This is a genomic window from Pseudomonas sp. 14A, assembly GCF_018132745.1.
GTDB classification, from domain to species: domain Bacteria; phylum Pseudomonadota; class Gammaproteobacteria; order Pseudomonadales; family Pseudomonadaceae; genus Aquipseudomonas; species Aquipseudomonas mercuritolerans.
In genome coordinates this window covers 201,113-217,335 of the sequence record NZ_JAGRQJ010000017.1, presented here as the reverse complement: position 1 = coordinate 217,335, position 16,223 = coordinate 201,113, and the positions used below count along the sequence as shown (strand labels likewise).

General features: G+C 60.2%; 15 protein-coding genes. 9 read left to right on the top strand and 6 right to left on the bottom strand.

From position 1 onward, the window contains the following. Positions 1 to 34: 34 nt before the first annotated feature. Positions 35 to 1,486 carry an ethanolamine permease gene (gene eat, locus PS14A_RS22030; protein WP_076564284.1) on the bottom strand — a complete coding sequence of 484 codons (1,452 nt, stop codon included), beginning with the start codon at positions 1,484 to 1,486 and terminating at the stop codon, positions 35 to 37. Positions 1,487 to 1,679: 193 nt separating this feature from the next. Further along, positions 1,680 to 3,200, bottom strand: coding sequence for an aldehyde dehydrogenase family protein (locus PS14A_RS22025; RefSeq protein WP_024014465.1), 1,521 nt, complete (start codon positions 3,198 to 3,200; stop codon positions 1,680 to 1,682). A 302-nt stretch (positions 3,201 to 3,502) separates the two neighbouring features. On the opposite strand from PS14A_RS22025, the gene PS14A_RS22020 reads away from it, so the two are divergent. From PS14A_RS22020 to PS14A_RS22005, 4 genes are all read left to right on the top strand, one after another. Continuing rightward, the gene (locus PS14A_RS22020; protein WP_212617224.1) at positions 3,503 to 5,416 is read left to right on the top strand and encodes a sigma-54-dependent Fis family transcriptional regulator; all 1,914 of its coding nucleotides are present in this window, start codon (positions 3,503 to 3,505) and stop codon (positions 5,414 to 5,416) included. Positions 5,417 to 6,024: 608 nt separating this feature from the next. Continuing rightward, entirely contained in the window at positions 6,025 to 7,374 is a 1,350-nt protein-coding gene (gene mpl, locus PS14A_RS22015; RefSeq protein ID WP_212617223.1) for a UDP-N-acetylmuramate:L-alanyl-gamma-D-glutamyl-meso-diaminopimelate ligase, read from the top strand. Next, positions 7,371 to 8,018 (top strand): flavin prenyltransferase UbiX, encoded by a 648-nt coding sequence (ubiX, locus tag PS14A_RS22010; RefSeq protein ID WP_024014462.1) that lies wholly within the window; start codon positions 7,371 to 7,373, stop codon positions 8,016 to 8,018. The genes mpl and ubiX overlap by 4 nt, the downstream gene beginning before the upstream one ends. Further along, positions 8,011 to 8,295: a YceK/YidQ family lipoprotein gene (locus PS14A_RS22005; RefSeq protein ID WP_212617222.1), complete on the top strand. Its 285-nt coding sequence runs from the start codon at positions 8,011 to 8,013 to the stop codon at positions 8,293 to 8,295. Before ubiX ends, PS14A_RS22005 begins: the two co-directional genes overlap by 8 nt. Before the next feature lie 100 nt (positions 8,296 to 8,395). Here PS14A_RS22005 and PS14A_RS22000 read toward each other — a convergent pair whose 3' ends face one another. The 3 genes from PS14A_RS22000 to PS14A_RS21990 form a co-directional block, all read right to left on the bottom strand. After that, a complete protein-coding gene (locus PS14A_RS22000; RefSeq protein ID WP_016773010.1) occupies positions 8,396 to 9,037 on the bottom strand; it encodes an oxidoreductase in 642 nt (213 codons plus the stop codon). A gap of 27 nt (positions 9,038 to 9,064) precedes the next feature. Beyond that, positions 9,065 to 10,792, bottom strand: coding sequence for a C13 family peptidase (locus tag PS14A_RS21995; RefSeq protein ID WP_212617221.1), 1,728 nt, complete (start codon positions 10,790 to 10,792; stop codon positions 9,065 to 9,067). Between the two features lie 102 nt (positions 10,793 to 10,894). Then, positions 10,895 to 11,350 (bottom strand): MaoC family dehydratase, encoded by a 456-nt coding sequence (locus PS14A_RS21990; RefSeq protein ID WP_016773011.1) that lies wholly within the window; start codon positions 11,348 to 11,350, stop codon positions 10,895 to 10,897. A 194-nt stretch (positions 11,351 to 11,544) separates the two neighbouring features. Between PS14A_RS21990 and PS14A_RS21985 the strand changes: the two genes are divergently transcribed. The 5 genes from PS14A_RS21985 (at position 11,545) to PS14A_RS21965 (ending at position 14,201) form a co-directional block, all read left to right on the top strand. Beyond that, a complete protein-coding gene (locus PS14A_RS21985; protein WP_016773012.1) occupies positions 11,545 to 11,907 on the top strand; it encodes a CidA/LrgA family protein in 363 nt (120 codons plus the stop codon). After that, the gene (locus tag PS14A_RS21980; protein ID WP_016773013.1) at positions 11,907 to 12,623 is read left to right on the top strand and encodes an LrgB family protein; all 717 of its coding nucleotides are present in this window, start codon (positions 11,907 to 11,909) and stop codon (positions 12,621 to 12,623) included. Before PS14A_RS21985 ends, PS14A_RS21980 begins: the two co-directional genes overlap by 1 nt. Positions 12,624 to 12,633: 10 nt before the next feature. Further along, the gene (locus PS14A_RS21975; RefSeq protein WP_137215668.1) at positions 12,634 to 13,224 is read left to right on the top strand and encodes an LON peptidase substrate-binding domain-containing protein; all 591 of its coding nucleotides are present in this window, start codon (positions 12,634 to 12,636) and stop codon (positions 13,222 to 13,224) included. Between the two features lie 90 nt (positions 13,225 to 13,314). Continuing rightward, positions 13,315 to 13,569: a hypothetical protein gene (locus tag PS14A_RS21970; protein ID WP_130912119.1), complete on the top strand. Its 255-nt coding sequence runs from the start codon at positions 13,315 to 13,317 to the stop codon at positions 13,567 to 13,569. A 71-nt stretch (positions 13,570 to 13,640) separates the two neighbouring features. Then, a complete protein-coding gene (locus PS14A_RS21965; protein ID WP_212617220.1) occupies positions 13,641 to 14,201 on the top strand; it encodes a hypothetical protein in 561 nt (186 codons plus the stop codon). 58 nt (positions 14,202 to 14,259) lie between these two features. Here the strand turns inward: PS14A_RS21965 and PS14A_RS21960 are convergent, their stop codons facing one another. After that, complete coding sequence (locus PS14A_RS21960) at positions 14,260 to 16,218, bottom strand: hypothetical protein (RefSeq protein WP_212617219.1); 1,959 nt, start codon at positions 16,216 to 16,218, stop codon at positions 14,260 to 14,262. Positions 16,219 to 16,223: the final 5 nt, after the last annotated feature.

The following is a 16,223-nucleotide window of genomic DNA, read 5'->3' as shown; positions in this document are numbered from 1 at the left end:
GCGCAGAATGGGTCTGCGCCGTGGTTTTCGACAATCAGTGCAAGGCTTGTTCAGCTTTTTGAATCGCCGCGAATTCTTCTTCCGGCGTGCCCGCTACCAAGTGATGCCGACTGTAGAAAGCAAAGTAAGCAATTAACACTCCATAGATGATCGCGGCGCCGATCACCACCCGTGGATCGACGAGGAAGCCCGCCACCACGGCGATACACGCCAATACCAGCGCCACACCCGAGGTGAAAATGCCACCCGGCGTGCGGTACGGCCGGTCCATTTTGGGGCGACGGATGCGCAGGGTGATGTGCGCGGCCATCATCAGCACATAGGAAATGGTAGCGCCGAACACCGCGACCAGAATCAGCAGGTCGCCCTGGCCGGTCAGCGACAGACCGAAGCCGATGATGCCGGGAATCACCAGGGCCAGCACCGGCGCCTTGCTTTTGTTGGTCTGCGAGAGTTTGCGCGGCAGGTAACCGGCCCGCGACAGCGCGAAGATCTGCCGCGAGTAGGCGTAGATGATCGAGAAGAAACTGGCAATCAGTCCAGCCAAGCCGACAAGGTTGACGAAGCTGCCCATCCACGTCGAGCCGCCGTAGGCCTTGCTCAGTGCTTCGACCAGCGGGTTACCCGAGGTCAGCAGCGAATTTGCACCGGCGCCGCCGGGGCCGACGATCAGAATCAGCAGGGCAAACATCAGCAGCACCAGCATTGCCCCGATCAGGCCACGCGGCAGATCGCGCTTGGGGTTTTTGGTTTCTTCGGCGGCCAATGGCACGCCTTCAACGGCAAGGAAAAACCAGATCGCATAGGGAATCGCCGCCCAGACGCCGACATAGCCGAACGGCAGAAACGCACTGGCGCCGACCGCAGTGGTCACCGGGATGTCGAGCAGGTTGGCGACGTCGAAGTGCGGCACCATCGCCACCAGAAACACCCCCAGCGCCAGCGCAGCGACGGCGGTGATGATGAACATCAGTTTGAGCGCTTCGCCGACCCCGAAAATGTGGATGGCGATGAAGATGATGTAGAACGCCAGATAGATCATCCAGCCGCCGATACCGAACAGCGACTCGCAGTAGGCGCCGATGAACACCGCGATGGCAGCGGGAGCGATGGCGTATTCGATGAGGATCGCGGTGCCGGTAAGAAACCCGCCCCACGGCCCGAAAGCACTGCGGGCGAATCCGTAGCCGCCGCCAGCGGTGGGAATCATCGAGGACAATTCGGCCAGGGAAAAGCACATGCACAGGTACATGGTCGCCATCAGCAGCGTGGCGAGAAACATGCCGCCCCAGCCACCCTGGGCGAGGCCGAAATTCCAGCCGGCGTAATCTCCGGAAATCACATAGGCGACGCCGAGGCCCACCAGCAGGACCCAGCCCGCGGCGCCTTTTTTCAATTCGCGTTGTTGGAAATAATCGGAGCCGACTTTCTCGAAGTCGACGGAGGAGCCGGTCGCCGGAGCGCCAGCCGGGGATTCGCTTGGCATAGGGTTCACCATTTTTATTGTTTTATTGGCCCGGCTACAGCCAGGCCATTGGGTTGAATGGCACAACGCTTTCGCGAGCAGGCTCGCTCTCACAGGGGATTGCGTACGACCATGAATCACCTGTGGGAGCGAGCCTGCTCGCGAAGACACTCCAGAGGGCGAAGCAGGAAACACCTGCCTCACCCCGTCTGGATCAGAAGAATCCCAACGGATTGATGTCGTAGCTCACCAGCAGGTTCTTGGTCTGCTGATAATGGTCGAGCATCATTTTGTGGGTTTCACGCCCGACGCCGGACTTCTTGTAACCGCCGAACGCGGCATGCGCCGGATACAGGTGGTAGCAGTTGGTCCACACGCGACCGGCCTTGATCGCCCGGCCCATGCGGTAGGCGCGGTTGATGTCGCGGGTCCACAGGCCGGCGCCGAGGCCGAACTCGGTGTCGTTGGCAATCGCCAGGGCTTCGGCTTCGTCCTTGAAGGTGGTGATGCTCACCACCGGGCCGAAGATTTCTTCCTGGAACACGCGCATCTTGTTAGTGCCCTTGAGCAGGGTCGGCTGGATGTAATAACCAGTGGCCAGGCTGCCCTCGAGTTTTTCCACCTTGCCGCCGGTCAACAGTTCCGCGCCTTCGCCCTTGGCGATTTCCAGGTACGAGAGGATCTTGTCGAATTGCTGCTCCGACGCCTGGGCGCCGACCATGGTGTCGGTGTCCAGCGGGTCGCCACGTTTGATCTGGCTGACTTTCTTCATCACGGCCTGCATGAATTCGTCATAGATCGATTCCTGCACCAGTGCGCGGGAAGGGCAGGTGCACACTTCGCCCTGGTTGAAGAACGCCAGCACCAGACCTTCAGCGGCTTTCTCGATGAAGCTCGGCTCGGCCTGCATGATGTCTTCGAAGAAGATGTTCGGCGACTTGCCGCCCAGTTCCACGGTCGATGGAATGATGTTTTCCGCTGCGCATTTCATGATGTGCGAGCCGACCGGGGTCGAGCCGGTAAAGGCGATCTTGGCGATGCGCTTGCTGGTCGCCAGTGCTTCGCCGGCTTCTTTGCCGAAGCCTTGCACGACGTTGAGCACGCCCGGCGGCAGCAGGTCGCCGATCAGTTCCATCAGCACGCAGATGCCCAGTGGGGTTTGCTCGGCAGGCTTGAGCACCACGCAGTTACCGGCGGCCAGCGCTGGCGCGAGTTTCCACGCCGCCATCAGCAGCGGGAAATTCCACGGGATGATCTGGCCGACCACGCCCAGCGGTTCATGAATGTGGTAAGCCACGGTGTTGCCGTCGATTTCCGCAGCGCTGCCTTCCTGAGCGCGCAGGCAACCGGCGAAATAACGGAAATGGTCGGCGGCCAGGGGGATGTCGGCGTTGAGGGTTTCACGGATGGCTTTGCCGTTGTCCCAGGTTTCGGTGATCGCCAGCAGTTCGAGATTCTCTTCGATGCGATCGGCGATTTTCAGCAGGATCAGTGAGCGCGCCTGCACGGAAGTGGCGCCCCACGCATCGGCGGCGGCATGTGCAGCGTCCAGAGCCTTGTCGATGTCTTCGGCAGTGGAGCGAGGGAATTCGGCAATTGGCTGGCCATTCACTGGCGAGGTATTGGTGAAGTACTGTCCTTTGACTGGCGCGACGAACTCGCCGCCAATGTAGTTGCCGTACTTGCTCTTGAACGAGACTTTGGCGCCGTCAGTACCGGGGTGGGCGTAACGCATGATGATGTTCTCCTTGGCTTTGTACTTATTAGAGAAACGCGCAAGTGCGCTTGCTATAAGCGTAGAGCAAGGCTCGGGCCACTGCCGTGCAGGTCAGGCAAATCAAGGGCTTGGCCGGTTTGTCTCGGACGAATGGAGTGGCGCTGTGACGGTTTCGGTACAGTGCGGGTGACAATTTGTACCGCTTGCGACACAGTCCGTGACCGGGCGGTCTTGCCAGCATTGCATTGCCGGAGCCGCTGGAGGATGCTGGGCGTCACCTCATGCTTTGGGCCGTTGCGCCCCGGGGAGAACAATAAGAAATGCACGACAACCATTTGAGTCGCCATGCCCGCCAGGTTCTCACCGTCACCCAGGGCAAACCGCACCTGCACGGCCCCGGCGCCGATCCATCGATCGCCCGTTCGTGGCTGCGTTGCCTTGAGGACTATCACCTCGATCCTTCTGTGACCATGGCGCCGACCGTGCTTGAACATGGCCGCGTGCTGGAAAGTCGCGAGCGTCTGCAACAAGTGCTGCAAATCGCCGGCACCGAGATGAGCAGCCTGCATCAACAACTCTCCGGCGCCGGCCACGCTGTGCTGCTGACCGACGCGCGTGGGGTGATCCTCAATTGCGTCACCGCGCCGACCGAACGGAAGATTTTCGAGCGCGCCGGGCTCTGGCTCGGCGCCGACTGGAGCGAAGCCTGCGAAGGCACCAACGGCATCGGCACCTGTCTGGTCGAGCGTCAGGCGCTGACCATTCACCAGGACGAGCATTTTCGCGGCCGCCATACGGGGCTGACCTGTTCGGCGAGCCCGGTGTTCGATCCCCATGGTGAATTGCTGGCGGTACTCGACGTGTCTTCGGCGCGGCCCGACGTCTCGCGGCAGAGCCAGTTCCACACCATGGCGCTGGTCAATCTGTCGGCGAAGATGATCGAGAGCTGCTACTTCCTGCGCTGTTTCGACAACCAATGGTTGCTGCGTTTCCATCTGCAGGCCGAGTCCGTCGGCCTGTTCAGTGAAGGGCTGCTGGCGTTTGACGGCGAAGGGCGGATCAGCGCAGTCAACCAGAGCGCGCTGAACCTGCTCGGGCATATTCGCGGTGGTTTGCTCGGTAAACCGGTGGAAGCGTTTTTCGATTGTTCGCTGGATGACCTGCTAGGGCGGGCGAGTGCCAGCGCCAGCGCCAGTTGGCCGCTGCGCACCCGTGATGGCCGGCATCTGTTCGCGGTGTTGCGCGGCGAATCGCGCAAGCCGACAGCCATTGTTCCAGCGCCAATCGCTGCTCCAGCGCCACGCCTGTCTGGCATCTGCCTCGGCGACGAAGCATTGCAGGCGGAATTTCGCAAAGCCCTGCGCGTGTTCGAGCGCGACGTGCCGCTGTTGATCAACGGTGAAACCGGCTCGGGCAAGGAGGCGTTCGCCAAGGCTGTGCACCAGGCCAGCCAGCGCTGCGGCAATGCTTTCGTCGCGCTCAATTGCGCGGCCATTCCCGAAAGCCTGATCGAGAGCGAACTGTTCGGCTATCGCGGCGGCAGCTTCACCGGCGCGCGCAAGGACGGCATGCGCGGCAAGCTGCAACAGGCCGATGGCGGCACTTTGTTCTTGGACGAGATCGGCGACATGCCCTTGGCGTTGCAGACGCGTTTGCTGCGGGTGCTGGAAGATCGGCAAGTGGTGCCGATTGGCGGCGAACCGCAAGCGGTAGACGTGCGCATCATCAGCGCGACGCACCGCAATTTGCTCGAGCGGGTTGAGGACGGCAGTTTCCGTGAAGACCTGTATTACCGCTTGAACGGGCTGGAAGTGGCGTTGCCGGCATTGCGCGAGCGCAGTGATAAATCGCAGTTGCTGGATTTTCTCCTGGCCGAGGAGGCCGGAGGCGAAACGATTCTTATCGACGAAGCCGCGCGGCAGGCGCTGCTGGCGTTCGATTGGCCGGGCAATGTGCGGCAGTTGCGCAATGTCCTGCGTACGCTGGCGGCGTTGTGTGATGGCGGGCGGGTCGGGGTTGAGGATTTGCCGGTGATGATTCGGCAGGCGCGGCCGGCGGTGGTGGCGGCGCAGATTGCCGCGCAGCCATTGGACGACGCCGAGCGTGTCGCATTACTCAATGCGCTTGAGCAGACGCGCTGGCATATGACCCATACAGCGCAGCAACTGGGCGTAAGCCGCAACACCCTTTATAGAAAACTGCGTAAACACGGAATTGAGCGGCGTGTCAGCTGAAAGCCCTCACCCTAACCCTCTCCCAGAGGGAGAGGGGACTGACCGAGGTGTTTTGGCGATTTACGCCGACCTGAAATATCGAGCCGAACTCAGGATTTGAAGGTGTCCGAGATCGGCTCCCTCTCCCTGGGGAGAGGGCTCGGGTGAGGGGCTGCGATCGAAAGCCGGGCCGATTTACGCCGACCTGAAATATCGAGCCGAACTCAGGATTTGAAGGCGACCGAGATCGGCTCCCTCTCCCTGGGGAGAGGGCTCGGGTGAGGGGCTGCGATCGAAAGCCGGGCCGATTTACGCCGACCTGAAATATCGAGCCGAACTCAGGATTTGAAGGCGACCGAGATCGGCTCCCTCTCCCTGGGGAGAGGGCTCGGGTGAGGGGCTGCGATCGAAAGCCGGGCCGATTTACGCCGACCTGAAATATCGAGCCGAACTCAGGATTTGAAGGTGTCCGAGATCGGCTCCCTCTCCCCCGGGAGAGGGCTGGGGTGAGGGGCTGCGGTCTGAAGCCGTGCGTAGATGTAGCCGCCAACCCGTCTTCATCCTTCAGCTAAAGAGTGCCATTTCCCCCTCCCTACGCTAACCTGCGGCCATGTTTTACGAGGTCGACTATGCACATTCATATTCTGGGTATCTGCGGGACTTTCATGGGCTCGATGGCGGTGTTGGCCAAAGAGCTGGGCCATCACGTCACCGGCTCCGACGCCAACGTCTATCCGCCGATGAGCACACAGCTCGAGGCCCAGGGCATTCAGCTGACGCAGGGTTATGACCCGGCACAGCTCGATCCGGCGCCGGATCTGGTGGTGATCGGCAATGCCATGTCCCGTGGCAACCCGGCGGTGGAATATGTGCTGAACAAAGGCCTGCCGTACGTCTCCGGCCCGCAGTGGCTGGCTGACCATGTGCTGCAAGGGCGCTGGGTATTGGCCGTGGCCGGTACCCACGGCAAGACCACCACCAGCAGCATGCTTGCCTGGGTGCTGGAACATGCCGGCATGAGCCCGGGTTTCCTGATTGGCGGCGTGCCGCAGAATTTCTCGGTATCGGCGCGCCTGGGCGGTACGCCGTTCTTTGTCATTGAGGCTGACGAATACGACAGCGCCTTCTTCGACAAGCGCTCGAAGTTCGTCCACTACCGTCCGCGCACCGCGATCCTCAACAATCTTGAGTTCGATCACGCTGACATCTTCCCTGATCTGCCAGCGATCGAGCGTCAGTTCCACCACTTGGTGCGCACCATCCCGAGCGAAGGGCTGGTCATCCACCCGACCACCGAGCCAGCGTTGCAGCGCGTGATCGAGATGGGTTGCTGGACCCCGGTGCAAACCACCGGCGCCGGCGGTCAGTGGCAGGTCAAACTACTGAGCGAGGACGGCTCGGCGTTCGAAGTGATGTTCGAAGGCGTGTCGCAAGGCACCGTCGAGTGGGAGTTGACCGGTCAACACAACGTCGCCAACGCCCTGGCTGCTCTGGCCGCCGCGCGTCATGTTGGCGTGGTGCCGTCGATGGGCATCGCCGGGTTGAGCGCGTTCAAGAACGTCAAGCGCCGTATGGAGAAAGTCGCCGAGGTGGGCGGCATCACCATTTACGACGACTTTGCCCATCACCCGACTGCCATCGCTACCACCCTCGACGGCCTGCGCAAACGCATCGGCGACGCGCCGCTGATTGCGATCATCGAGCCGCGCTCCAATTCGATGAAGCTCGGCGCCCACCGCGACGGTCTGCCGGACAGCGTGGTCGATGCCGATCAAGTGATCTGGTATGCCCCGGCCAACCTCGGTTGGGACCTTGGCGCGACCGCTGCCCTGTGCACCGTGCCGTCAATCGTCAGCGATTCCCTGGAAGGCATCATCGAACGCGTGAAGAGCCAGGCGCAGCCCGGCACGCACGTGGTGATCATGAGCAATGGCGGCTTCGGTGGCCTGCACGGCAAGCTTGCCGAGGCGCTGCAATGAATACTTTTTCCCAGGCCGGCGGTCCGGAACGCATCACCCTGGCGATGACCGGCGCCTCGGGCGCGCAGTACGGCTTGCGCCTGCTCGATTGCCTGGTGCGCGAGGATCGCGAAGTGCACTTTCTGATCTCCAAGGCCGCGCAACTGGTGATGGCCACAGAGACCGACGTGTCCCTGCCGAACAAACCGCAGATGATGCAAGCGTTTCTCACCGAATACACCGGTGCCGCCGCCGGGCAGATTCGCGTGTACGGCAAGGAAGACTGGATGTCGCCGGTAGCCTCCGGCTCCGGCGCGCCGGCAGCCATGGTGGTGGTGCCGTGTTCGACCGGCACGTTGTCGGCGATTGCCACCGGCGCCTGCAACAACCTGATCGAGCGCGCGGCGGACGTCACCCTGAAAGAGCGCCGTCAGTTGATTCTGGTGCCGCGTGAGGCGCCGTACTCGAGCATTCATCTGGAGCACATGCTCAAGTTGTCGAATCTGGGCGTGACCATTTTGCCGGCCTCGCCGGGCTTCTATCACCAGCCGCAGACCATCGATGATCTGATCGACTTCGTTGTGGCGCGGATTCTCAATCTGCTCGGCATCCCGCAGGACATGCTGCCGCGTTGGGGCGAGCATCACCTGAGCAGCGATGAATAAGCTGCTGGTGCTTGTGCTGGCGCTGCAACTGGGCGGGTGTGCCACCGCGCGCACGCTGGATGCGGCAAAACCCGGCGCACCGGTGGTGTATGCCGGGACGCGGCTGGATTTGTATGCGTTGAACGGCGGCTGCTGCGCGATGGACCGGTTCGGTGCCGAGGCGCCGAGCTATCCGGGAGTGGACCTGCCGGCCAGTGCGCTGCTCGACACGCTGTTGTTGCCGTTGTCGTTGCTCACTGTGATTGGCATCGGATTCCAGGCGACTGGTGGATTGTAAAGGTCAAAAGATCGCAGCCTTCGGCAGCTCCTACAGGGGAATGGGGTCTTCTGTGGGAGCTGCCGAAGGCTGCGATCTTTTGGTTCTGAAAGTCCCGGAGTTATTTGCCTAACTTGCGCAGCTCATCCGACTCGATCACCCGCACGCCATCCTGTTCTTCCAGCGCCAGGCGCCACATTGCTCGTGCCAACTGGCACGCTTCGATGCCGTGGTATTTGCCCGGAATCAGCTTCGACAACGGCCCGGCCAGTTGCTCGACCAGCCGTGGCTCGGTGCGTTCGCCAAGCAACAGCGAAGGTCGGCAAATGGTCAGTTGCGGCCAGTTCTGCGCGCGCAGGGCCTGTTCCATTTCACCCTTGACCCGGTTGTAGAACACCGAGGAATTCGGATCGGCGCCAATCGCACTGATCACGATCAGGTGCCGCGCGCCCATTTCCCGCGCGCGCTTGGCAAACGCCACGACCATGTCCAGATCGACTGCGCGAAAGGCTTCTTCGGAGCCGGCCTGCTTGATCGTGGTGCCGAGGCAGCAGTAGGCGATATCGACCCGGCCACTGAGCTGCGGCAGAAACGCCTGCGGGTCGCCGACCGGGTTTTCCAGATGCGGATGCTCAGCCAGCGGCCGGCGCGAAGGGGCGAGGACACGGGTAATGGTTGGCTCGTTGAGCAAACGGTCGAGCAGATGTTCACCGGTCAGTCCGGTGGCTCCGGCAAGCAATACGTGCTGAGGCGTCAAGTACATAGTGTCTCTCCCTTGATACTGTTCAGCTTAGTTGCCTTTTTTCGCCGCGTCGTTCAATGCGCTGCTTTGCAAAGCTTTGCGCGCCTGCTGTTTTCGCAGCAGCTGCCAGTGCGACAGCACGGTTTTCGGCGCCCAGATCTGCGGCTCCGAGGCTTCGAAGCCGTCGGCCAGTTCGCGTTCGGCAACAGTAGCCTTGGCCAGTTTGAATGCCTGTTCCAGATCATCAGTCTGGTTCAGCGCCTGGGCGAACAGCGCGTCGCCAAAGTAAGTGAAGTTGGCTTCTTCCGAGCAACCGAACGACACCCGATCGGCGCGCGAGGCGGTCATGATCAGCGTGCGTTCGTCCTTCAGCGCCGGGATGAAACCACCGGAATAGCACGAAGAAATCACGATGACCTTGTCGCGATGCTTCAGCGGCGCGAGCACGGCTGCGAGTTCATCGGCGGGCAGATCGGCCAGTTCCATGCGCGGCTGATCGAGCACCAGTTCGTGCTCGGCGGTGCCGTGGCTGGTCAGATAAATGAACAGCAGATCTTCCGGGCCGCTGCGTTCGGCAAGGGCTTGCGCGGCGCGGCGCATGTTTTCGCGAGTGGCCATAGGCCGGTCGCCGAGATGATCGCGATGATTGACCAGGCGGATCTGGCCGAAGGCGCCAAAGCGCGTACTGAGCATGTTGGCGACGTAATCGGATTCACGCAGGAACACGCTTTGCTTGCCGTCGCCACCGAGGGTCAGGGTGTACAACTCGACTGCCGGAGTCGAAGCGGGAATCGCCGCCAGTGCGTCATCCAGCAACCGACCTTGGGCGAGCAAACCGAGTTCGAGGGTGTCGGGCAGCAACTTGCCGTCGGCGTCGCGCACGCGTTGGCCGTTGATCCAGGTGCCGCTGAGCACGCTGCCATCGGTCAGCACCAGCGTGCCGCGTCCTGAATAGCTGTCGTTGTCGAAGCCGCCAATGTAGAAGCTGCCATCGGCCAGGTTCAAGCGGCCCTGACCGGTGAAGCGCCAGTCATTGAACACACCGATGTAATGGCTGCCATCAGCACCGATCAGTTCGCCCTTGCCGGTCAGCGCGCCTTCCTTGAACTGGCCGAGCCAGACGTCGCCGTCGGCGTTCTCGTAGCGACCCTTGCCGTGCAGTTGATTGTTCTTGAAGCCGCCGACGTAGATATCGCCGTCGGCGCTGTTGTAGGTGCCGTTGCCTTCCAGTTGACCGTTGACGAAATGTCCCGTGAACGAATTGCCGCTGGCATCGCCGCGCTGGCCTTCGCCGTTGGGTTTGCCGTGGGCGAACTGGCCTTGATAGGAGCTGCCGTCATCCATTTCCAGACGGCCGAGGCCGGAATACTGGTCAGCCTTGAACTCGCCGCGATAGGTCATGCCGTTTTCTTTCAGCGTACCTTCGCCATCGCGCCGGCCCTGCTTGAAGCCACCGGTGTAACTGCTGGCGTTGGTGCTCAGGCTGCCCTGACCATCGAACAGACCTTGCTGAAACTGGCCGCGATAGACCTCACCGTTGCTGCCATGCCATTCGCCCTGCCCGTGCCACTGACCCTTATCGAACTCTCCGGCGTACCAACTGCCGTTGGGATAGTCGACGCGGCCCTGACCTTGCAGCAAGCCGTCAACCAGTTCACCGCGATAGCGACCGCCATCGGGCAGGCGCGCATCCGGCGGCAACAGCGATTCGCCGTCGCCGCAAGCGGTGAGTATCAGGGTCAGGGCAAGGGGTGCAAGTCGAGCGATTGAGCGCATAGCGGGATCCGGGCAATTAGGCGACCGAGTATGCCGCAGCTATGCGTCGCATATATACAGACGTGACGCGAAACAGCGTGCGCTGCTTCGCATCCGTGATGATCAGACGAAGCAGAGTGACAGCGGCTCGGCGATGTAGGCCGGTTTGTCCGAGCCTTCTATCTCCAGTGTCGCGGTAGCCTTGAGCAACCACTGGCCGGGTTTTTTCTCGGTGACTTCGACCATGTCGACCTTCAGTCGGACTTTCGAGTTGACCTTGACCGGCTGGATGAAACGCACACTGTCCAGGCCATAGTTGACGACCATCTTCACGCCTTCGGGCAGCACGAGGATGTCTTCCATCAGTTTCGGCATCAGCGACAGCGACAGGAAACCATGGGCGATCGTGCTGCCAAACGGCGTTTGCGCGGCCTTGACCGGATCGACGTGAATGAACTGAAAATCACCGGTGGCTTCGGCGAACAGGTTGATGCGCTCCTGATCGATGGTGAGCCATTCGGAACGTCCAAGTTCCTTGCCGACATAATCCTTGAGCTCTGCAACGGGAACATAGGGCATTGAGACTCTCCTTGGGTTCATCTGTTTTATAGTTTTTCAGGGGGCGGATTTGACCGGCCTGCGAACCACTGTAGATCATCATGGCGATTTGCTCAGGTCAACCGACCATGCTTTTGGCGAATGCCGGGCCATAGCGCCGGCATGCTTATAATGCCGAGCCCCTGCTGGCTGAAAATGTAAGACGGAGATGTCGGATGTTGTTACGTGGCCTGACCCTGCTGGTGCTGTTCCAATTGCTTGGCACCGCGCTCAATCATTTGCTGTTGCCGATATTGCCGGGGCCGATCATCGGGCTGCTGCTGTTGCTGGTGTTCCTGATCATTCGCGGTGAAGTCGGCGAGCCGTTGAATCAGGCAGCGGGCAGTCTGCTGCGTTATCTGCCGTTGCTGCTGGTGCCGCCGGCGGTGGGCGTGATGGTGTATGCCACGGCGATTGCTGCGGATTTCTGGGCGATTGTCGGCGCGCTGGTGGTCTCGCTGATCCTGTCGATGGCCTTTGCCGGCGTGCTCATGCAGCGGCTGGTCAAACGTCACGCGCCGCCGGCGGAGGAGTCCTGATGCTGTTTGACTGGCAAGGCGCGTGGGCGTCGGTGATTCATCATCCGCTGTTCGGCATCGGCATCACCCTTGGCGCCTATCAACTGGTGCTGGCGGCGTTCGAGAAAACCCGCTGGATCTTTCTGCAACCGGTGCTGGTCTCCATGTTGTTGGTGATCGGTGTGCTGGTCGGCTGCGGCCTGACCTACGCGGAATACCGCAAGAGCACCGAGATCCTCAGCATTCTGCTGGGGCCGGCCACGGTGGCGCTGGCGGTGCCGCTGTATTTGAATCTGCGGCGCATTCGCCAATTGTTCTGGCCGATTTTTACTACGCTGGTGATAGGCGGGGTAGTGGCAACGGGCATGGGCGTGGCGCTGGGCTGGTGGTTCGGTGCCGATCACATGATCCTGATGACCATGGCGCCGAAATCGGTGACCTCGCCGATCGCCATGCTGGTCGCCGAGCAGATCGGCGGCGTGGCGGCGCTGGCAGCGGTGTTTGTGCTGATCACCGGAGTGATCGGCGCGATCTTCGGCCCGGCGCTGCTGACCCGCCTTGGCGTGCACAGCCCCGAAGCGCGCGGCATGGCGCTGGGCATGACCGCGCATGCGGTCGGCACGGCGGTGGCGATGCAGGAAAACGATGAGTGCGGCGCGTTCGCCGCGCTGGCGATGAGTCTGATGGGCGTGGCCACGGCGGTGTTCCTGCCGTTGGCGGTGTCGATGGTGGTGTAAGGAAATGTCTATGAGTCTGCCGCTTTTTCCGCTGAACACGGTGCTGTTCCCCGGCTGCAATCTCGACTTGCAGATCTTCGAGGCGCGCTATCTCGACATGATCGGCCGCTGCATGAAGCAGGGCGTCGGTTTCGGTGTGGTGTGCATCCTTGAGGGCAGCGAAGTCGGCGTCGCGCCGGAAGGTTTTGCGCTGGTCGGCTGCGAGGCGCGGATCACCGATTTCCAGCAACAGGACAACGGCCTGCTCGGCATTCGTGTCCAGGGCGGGCGGCGTTTCACCGTGTTGCGCACCGAAGTACAGCGCGACCAACTGATTCTGGCCGACGTCGAATGGCTGGACGACGAGCCCGAGCAACCGTTACAGGACGAGGACGCCGATCTGGTCGCGCTGCTCAAGGCGCTGGCCGAACACCCGATGGTCGAAGCGTTGGATATGGGCACCGAAGCCGCCGGGCAACAGGCGCTGGCCAATCAGCTTGCCTATCTGTTGCCCTTCGCTGAAGAAGACAAGATCGATCTGCTGCAACTCGACGACCCTCAGCAACGGCTGGATGCAATTCAGGCATTGCTCGATGAGTTGCAGGGCGAGTTGTTTGCCTAGTTGCACTCTGAATCAACTGATCGCTTTTGCCAGCATTGTTCTGATCATTCCTTTGCCTTAGTTTCAAGTTGTCCGCAGGAAGCGGATGACTTGAACAAGAACAAGGACGAAAGCATGACTGTATATGAAGATGAATGGGCGTTCTGGGACGATATTGCCGGCAAGTATATTCTGAAAAATGCCGGTACTGATCATAACGCCGGCCTCGTAATCGAGGCGGCAGCGAATTATGCCGATCGCATGGTAATAGCCCGACGTAAACGCAAGTCTGGAAAGATCCCTGACGGCGATATACCGCGGATGTTGGCAACAGCCGCAACCATCGCGACCGCGACCGCTATTTGATTTTTCCCTTTTCAGTATTTATCTGCCGATGCAGTTGAGTCACGGCAGAGCGTTTATCAGTGGGTAACCCTATGTCTTTGGCAAAAATAAACAATAAGAGCTTCACGGCAAATCTTTATCTGGATGGTCGACCGGTCGTTCTCAATCAACAGCGTCTGCAACAGGTGTTGCGAGAAAAGCGGATAACCCTGGGCGAAAAACTGGAGGCTGAGGTAGGACTGACGAGCCTGCGGACATCCAGCTTCATTACGCTGGCTGACCATGAGGATGATGACCCGCTGGTGTTGAAATTCGTTCCTCAGGGTGATTATTACGCAGTCCACCTGGTGCATCCGGGCGCGTTTGACGGTGCGCAGATGTTCATCGAGGACAAGACCCATAACCTGTTGGCAAGCACCAGCGCCCCGGAGCATTACTTTTCAATCAGTACCTATGGGGCGCCGAAGGCTTCCCTCAACGATATCGCTTCCGGTGCGGCACTTATCGAGTTGAACAGCGAGCCGCAGGACAAGCCGCTGTATCGGCAGTTGAGCGATGGCATGAGTTTGTTTCTGGACACAGACCCCAATGTCACAGGGCATAACGCCTTCAACAGCAAACCAGCACGATTGGTGATCAAAGTCGTTAAATAACGTACAGCAGCAGATTCATGAAAAGGCGCCATTCATTTTCAATGAATGGCGCCTTTTTTCATGGGCGGTAGTGTTCGGCCACAGGCCAGGTCACATCATCGGAACAGGTCTTCCCGCCTTTTGGCAGCTTTAACACGACGCCACCGGATTGGGCTATTTGATCTATCAATCGGTCATAGGCATTGCTTCCATGCCAATACATATCCTCACCATCAGTGCCTGCCCAGGTTGCCTTTTCGATCGCATCCGCATTGTCGCCTGCCTGCCTTAACACATCCTCGACACGCGCTGCCTGGCTCAGATCCGATCGCACCAGCCAGATCCTTTCGGCGCTGATACCCCGGGTGGGCATGGAAATCCGCCCTTCGTAGGTATCCCCCTCAAAGTCCCTGTTATTCAGGTAGATGTTTTCCACCCGCGGGACCACTTCGATGCTGCGAGTGTCGATGACATACATAAAGCCAAGTGCCTGTTTGCGCCGCAGCAATGGGTAATCACGCGAGTTGTCCATCTCAAATGATGTATCCGACTCCTCACCCGAACTGAATCGATTTCCGCTGGATGAGTCACTGTCGGAAAAATGCCCCGCATAGCGGTTGGCCTGGCTGTTGTAGTGGCGGGGGTTGGAATAGTAGTCAAAACTCAAATAATGGACGCCGTCACCCAAAGAAAATGTCGCGCTGAAAGCATGTTTGGTTGTGGTGTCGGAAGGGTTGCCCCGCAACTTCACCAACCGCTTGTCCCGCGCCAGTTCAAAGGGGGTACGCAAATCGGCGCGGAACATTGCAGGGATGTCCGTACGATAAAGATAGTCATGCTTGTTGCGCTTGTAGCCTGCATATTCGAGATAGCTGTTCAGAAAGCTTTCTTCATAACGTTGACTAACGTCAGGCAGATCGCTCTCACCCCCTTCACCTTCTTCTCTAAGCTTCAGACTGAACGGGCCCAGTTCCTCCGCAATGTGCTCGAACCTTTTCTCGTCCGGGCCGTTTTGTGTCATTTGTCTGTGCTGTCCGGCCCACTCCGGGAAGCCGTCTTCCATGTCTGCTCGCAAGCGTTTTTGCTGAGCGACGCTCAGATTGTAACTGCGTAAAAGCTCGGCACATTCGCTGCGCGTTTTCTCCGGGTGGGACCACTTCATGGAGTCCAGAAGGAATTTATGATGGTCCTTGATATCCCTGCGTCTTGCCCACGCTGGCGGACCGCCGTTTGCTTGGGCTTCGGTACGAAAGGCATGGATTTGTGCATCGCGCAGGTTATACGCATCCCAGATTTCGCCATCGGTCCAGTGCGCAAGCTGCAAAGGCAAGGAAGGGTCCGGACGTGCCTCGCTCGGGTCTGCTTTGATCAGTCTGTCGTGCTTGTCCCGAAAGGCGAAGCCGACATTCAAACGCGAGGTGACCCGCCCTTGATGGGGCGTTTCCTGCCATTCGTGTACTGCGTAATAGCCTTGCGCATCCGGTACAGCTGCGGAATAGGATCCGGCCCGACGATCGGATGGGTACTCCTCGACGAGCTTGTTCAAGCTCCACAAGTCAGTGTCGGCGACTCGATAAAGAGGCGGTCCGGATGGCACTCGCTCGCTCGGCAGCCTGGCGCGCCAGGCCTTCATCAGGTCGTGATACGCCACCATCACCGTTTGCCCTGCGGCGGTGCCGTCATCATTGGCGATGTCGGCAAACTGACGACCCTTATAAACCCTCAGGCCGTTCGCATTGCAGGCGAGGGTCTGATCGACGCTTTGCAAGTAGAGTTCCAGTGGCAAGCCTGTTGTTCGAGGTCGAGGAGCTTGCGTCTCGCGCATCTGCGAGACCGTGATGTTCGCATCCACTTGTCCATGATCGTCAAAGGCGCTGGGGCCGGTGCCAGGCGCTTCGTTCAAACCGTCCGGTCTGATTCGTCCTGGCAAATGGAAGTCCAGATCTGTCAAGCGATCGGGTTGTGAAGGACGGGATGTTGAACCGGTGGATGTACCGGCCGTCGGTGAAGGGCGCACGCCTCCTGGTTTTTGTCGCATGAAAA

Bases quoted from the DNA above. Each gene is read 5' to 3' on its own strand.
- mpl (WP_212617223.1), top strand. From the start codon at position 6,025: ATGCACATTCATATTCTGGGTATCTGCGGGACTTTCATGGGCTCGATG.
- PS14A_RS22000 (WP_016773010.1), bottom strand. From the start codon at position 9,037: ATGTACTTGACGCCTCAGCACGTATTGCTTGCCGGAGCCACCGGACTG.
- PS14A_RS21965 (WP_212617220.1), top strand. From the start codon at position 13,641: ATGTCTTTGGCAAAAATAAACAATAAGAGCTTCACGGCAAATCTTTAT.
- PS14A_RS22020 (WP_212617224.1), top strand. From the start codon at position 3,503: ATGCACGACAACCATTTGAGTCGCCATGCCCGCCAGGTTCTCACCGTC.
- PS14A_RS21975 (WP_137215668.1), top strand. From the start codon at position 12,634: ATGAGTCTGCCGCTTTTTCCGCTGAACACGGTGCTGTTCCCCGGCTGC.
- ubiX (WP_024014462.1), top strand. From the start codon at position 7,371: ATGAATACTTTTTCCCAGGCCGGCGGTCCGGAACGCATCACCCTGGCG.
- PS14A_RS21995 (WP_212617221.1), bottom strand. From the start codon at position 10,792: ATGCGCTCAATCGCTCGACTTGCACCCCTTGCCCTGACCCTGATACTC.
- PS14A_RS21980 (WP_016773013.1), top strand. From the start codon at position 11,907: ATGCTGTTTGACTGGCAAGGCGCGTGGGCGTCGGTGATTCATCATCCG.
- PS14A_RS22025 (WP_024014465.1), bottom strand. From the start codon at position 3,200: ATGCGTTACGCCCACCCCGGTACTGACGGCGCCAAAGTCTCGTTCAAG.
- PS14A_RS21985 (WP_016773012.1), top strand. From the start codon at position 11,545: ATGTTGTTACGTGGCCTGACCCTGCTGGTGCTGTTCCAATTGCTTGGC.
- PS14A_RS21990 (WP_016773011.1), bottom strand. From the start codon at position 11,350: ATGCCCTATGTTCCCGTTGCAGAGCTCAAGGATTATGTCGGCAAGGAA.
- PS14A_RS22005 (WP_212617222.1), top strand. From the start codon at position 8,011: ATGAATAAGCTGCTGGTGCTTGTGCTGGCGCTGCAACTGGGCGGGTGT.
- PS14A_RS21960 (WP_212617219.1), bottom strand. From the start codon at position 16,218: ATGCGACAAAAACCAGGAGGCGTGCGCCCTTCACCGACGGCCGGTACA.
- eat (WP_076564284.1), bottom strand. From the start codon at position 1,486: ATGCCAAGCGAATCCCCGGCTGGCGCTCCGGCGACCGGCTCCTCCGTC.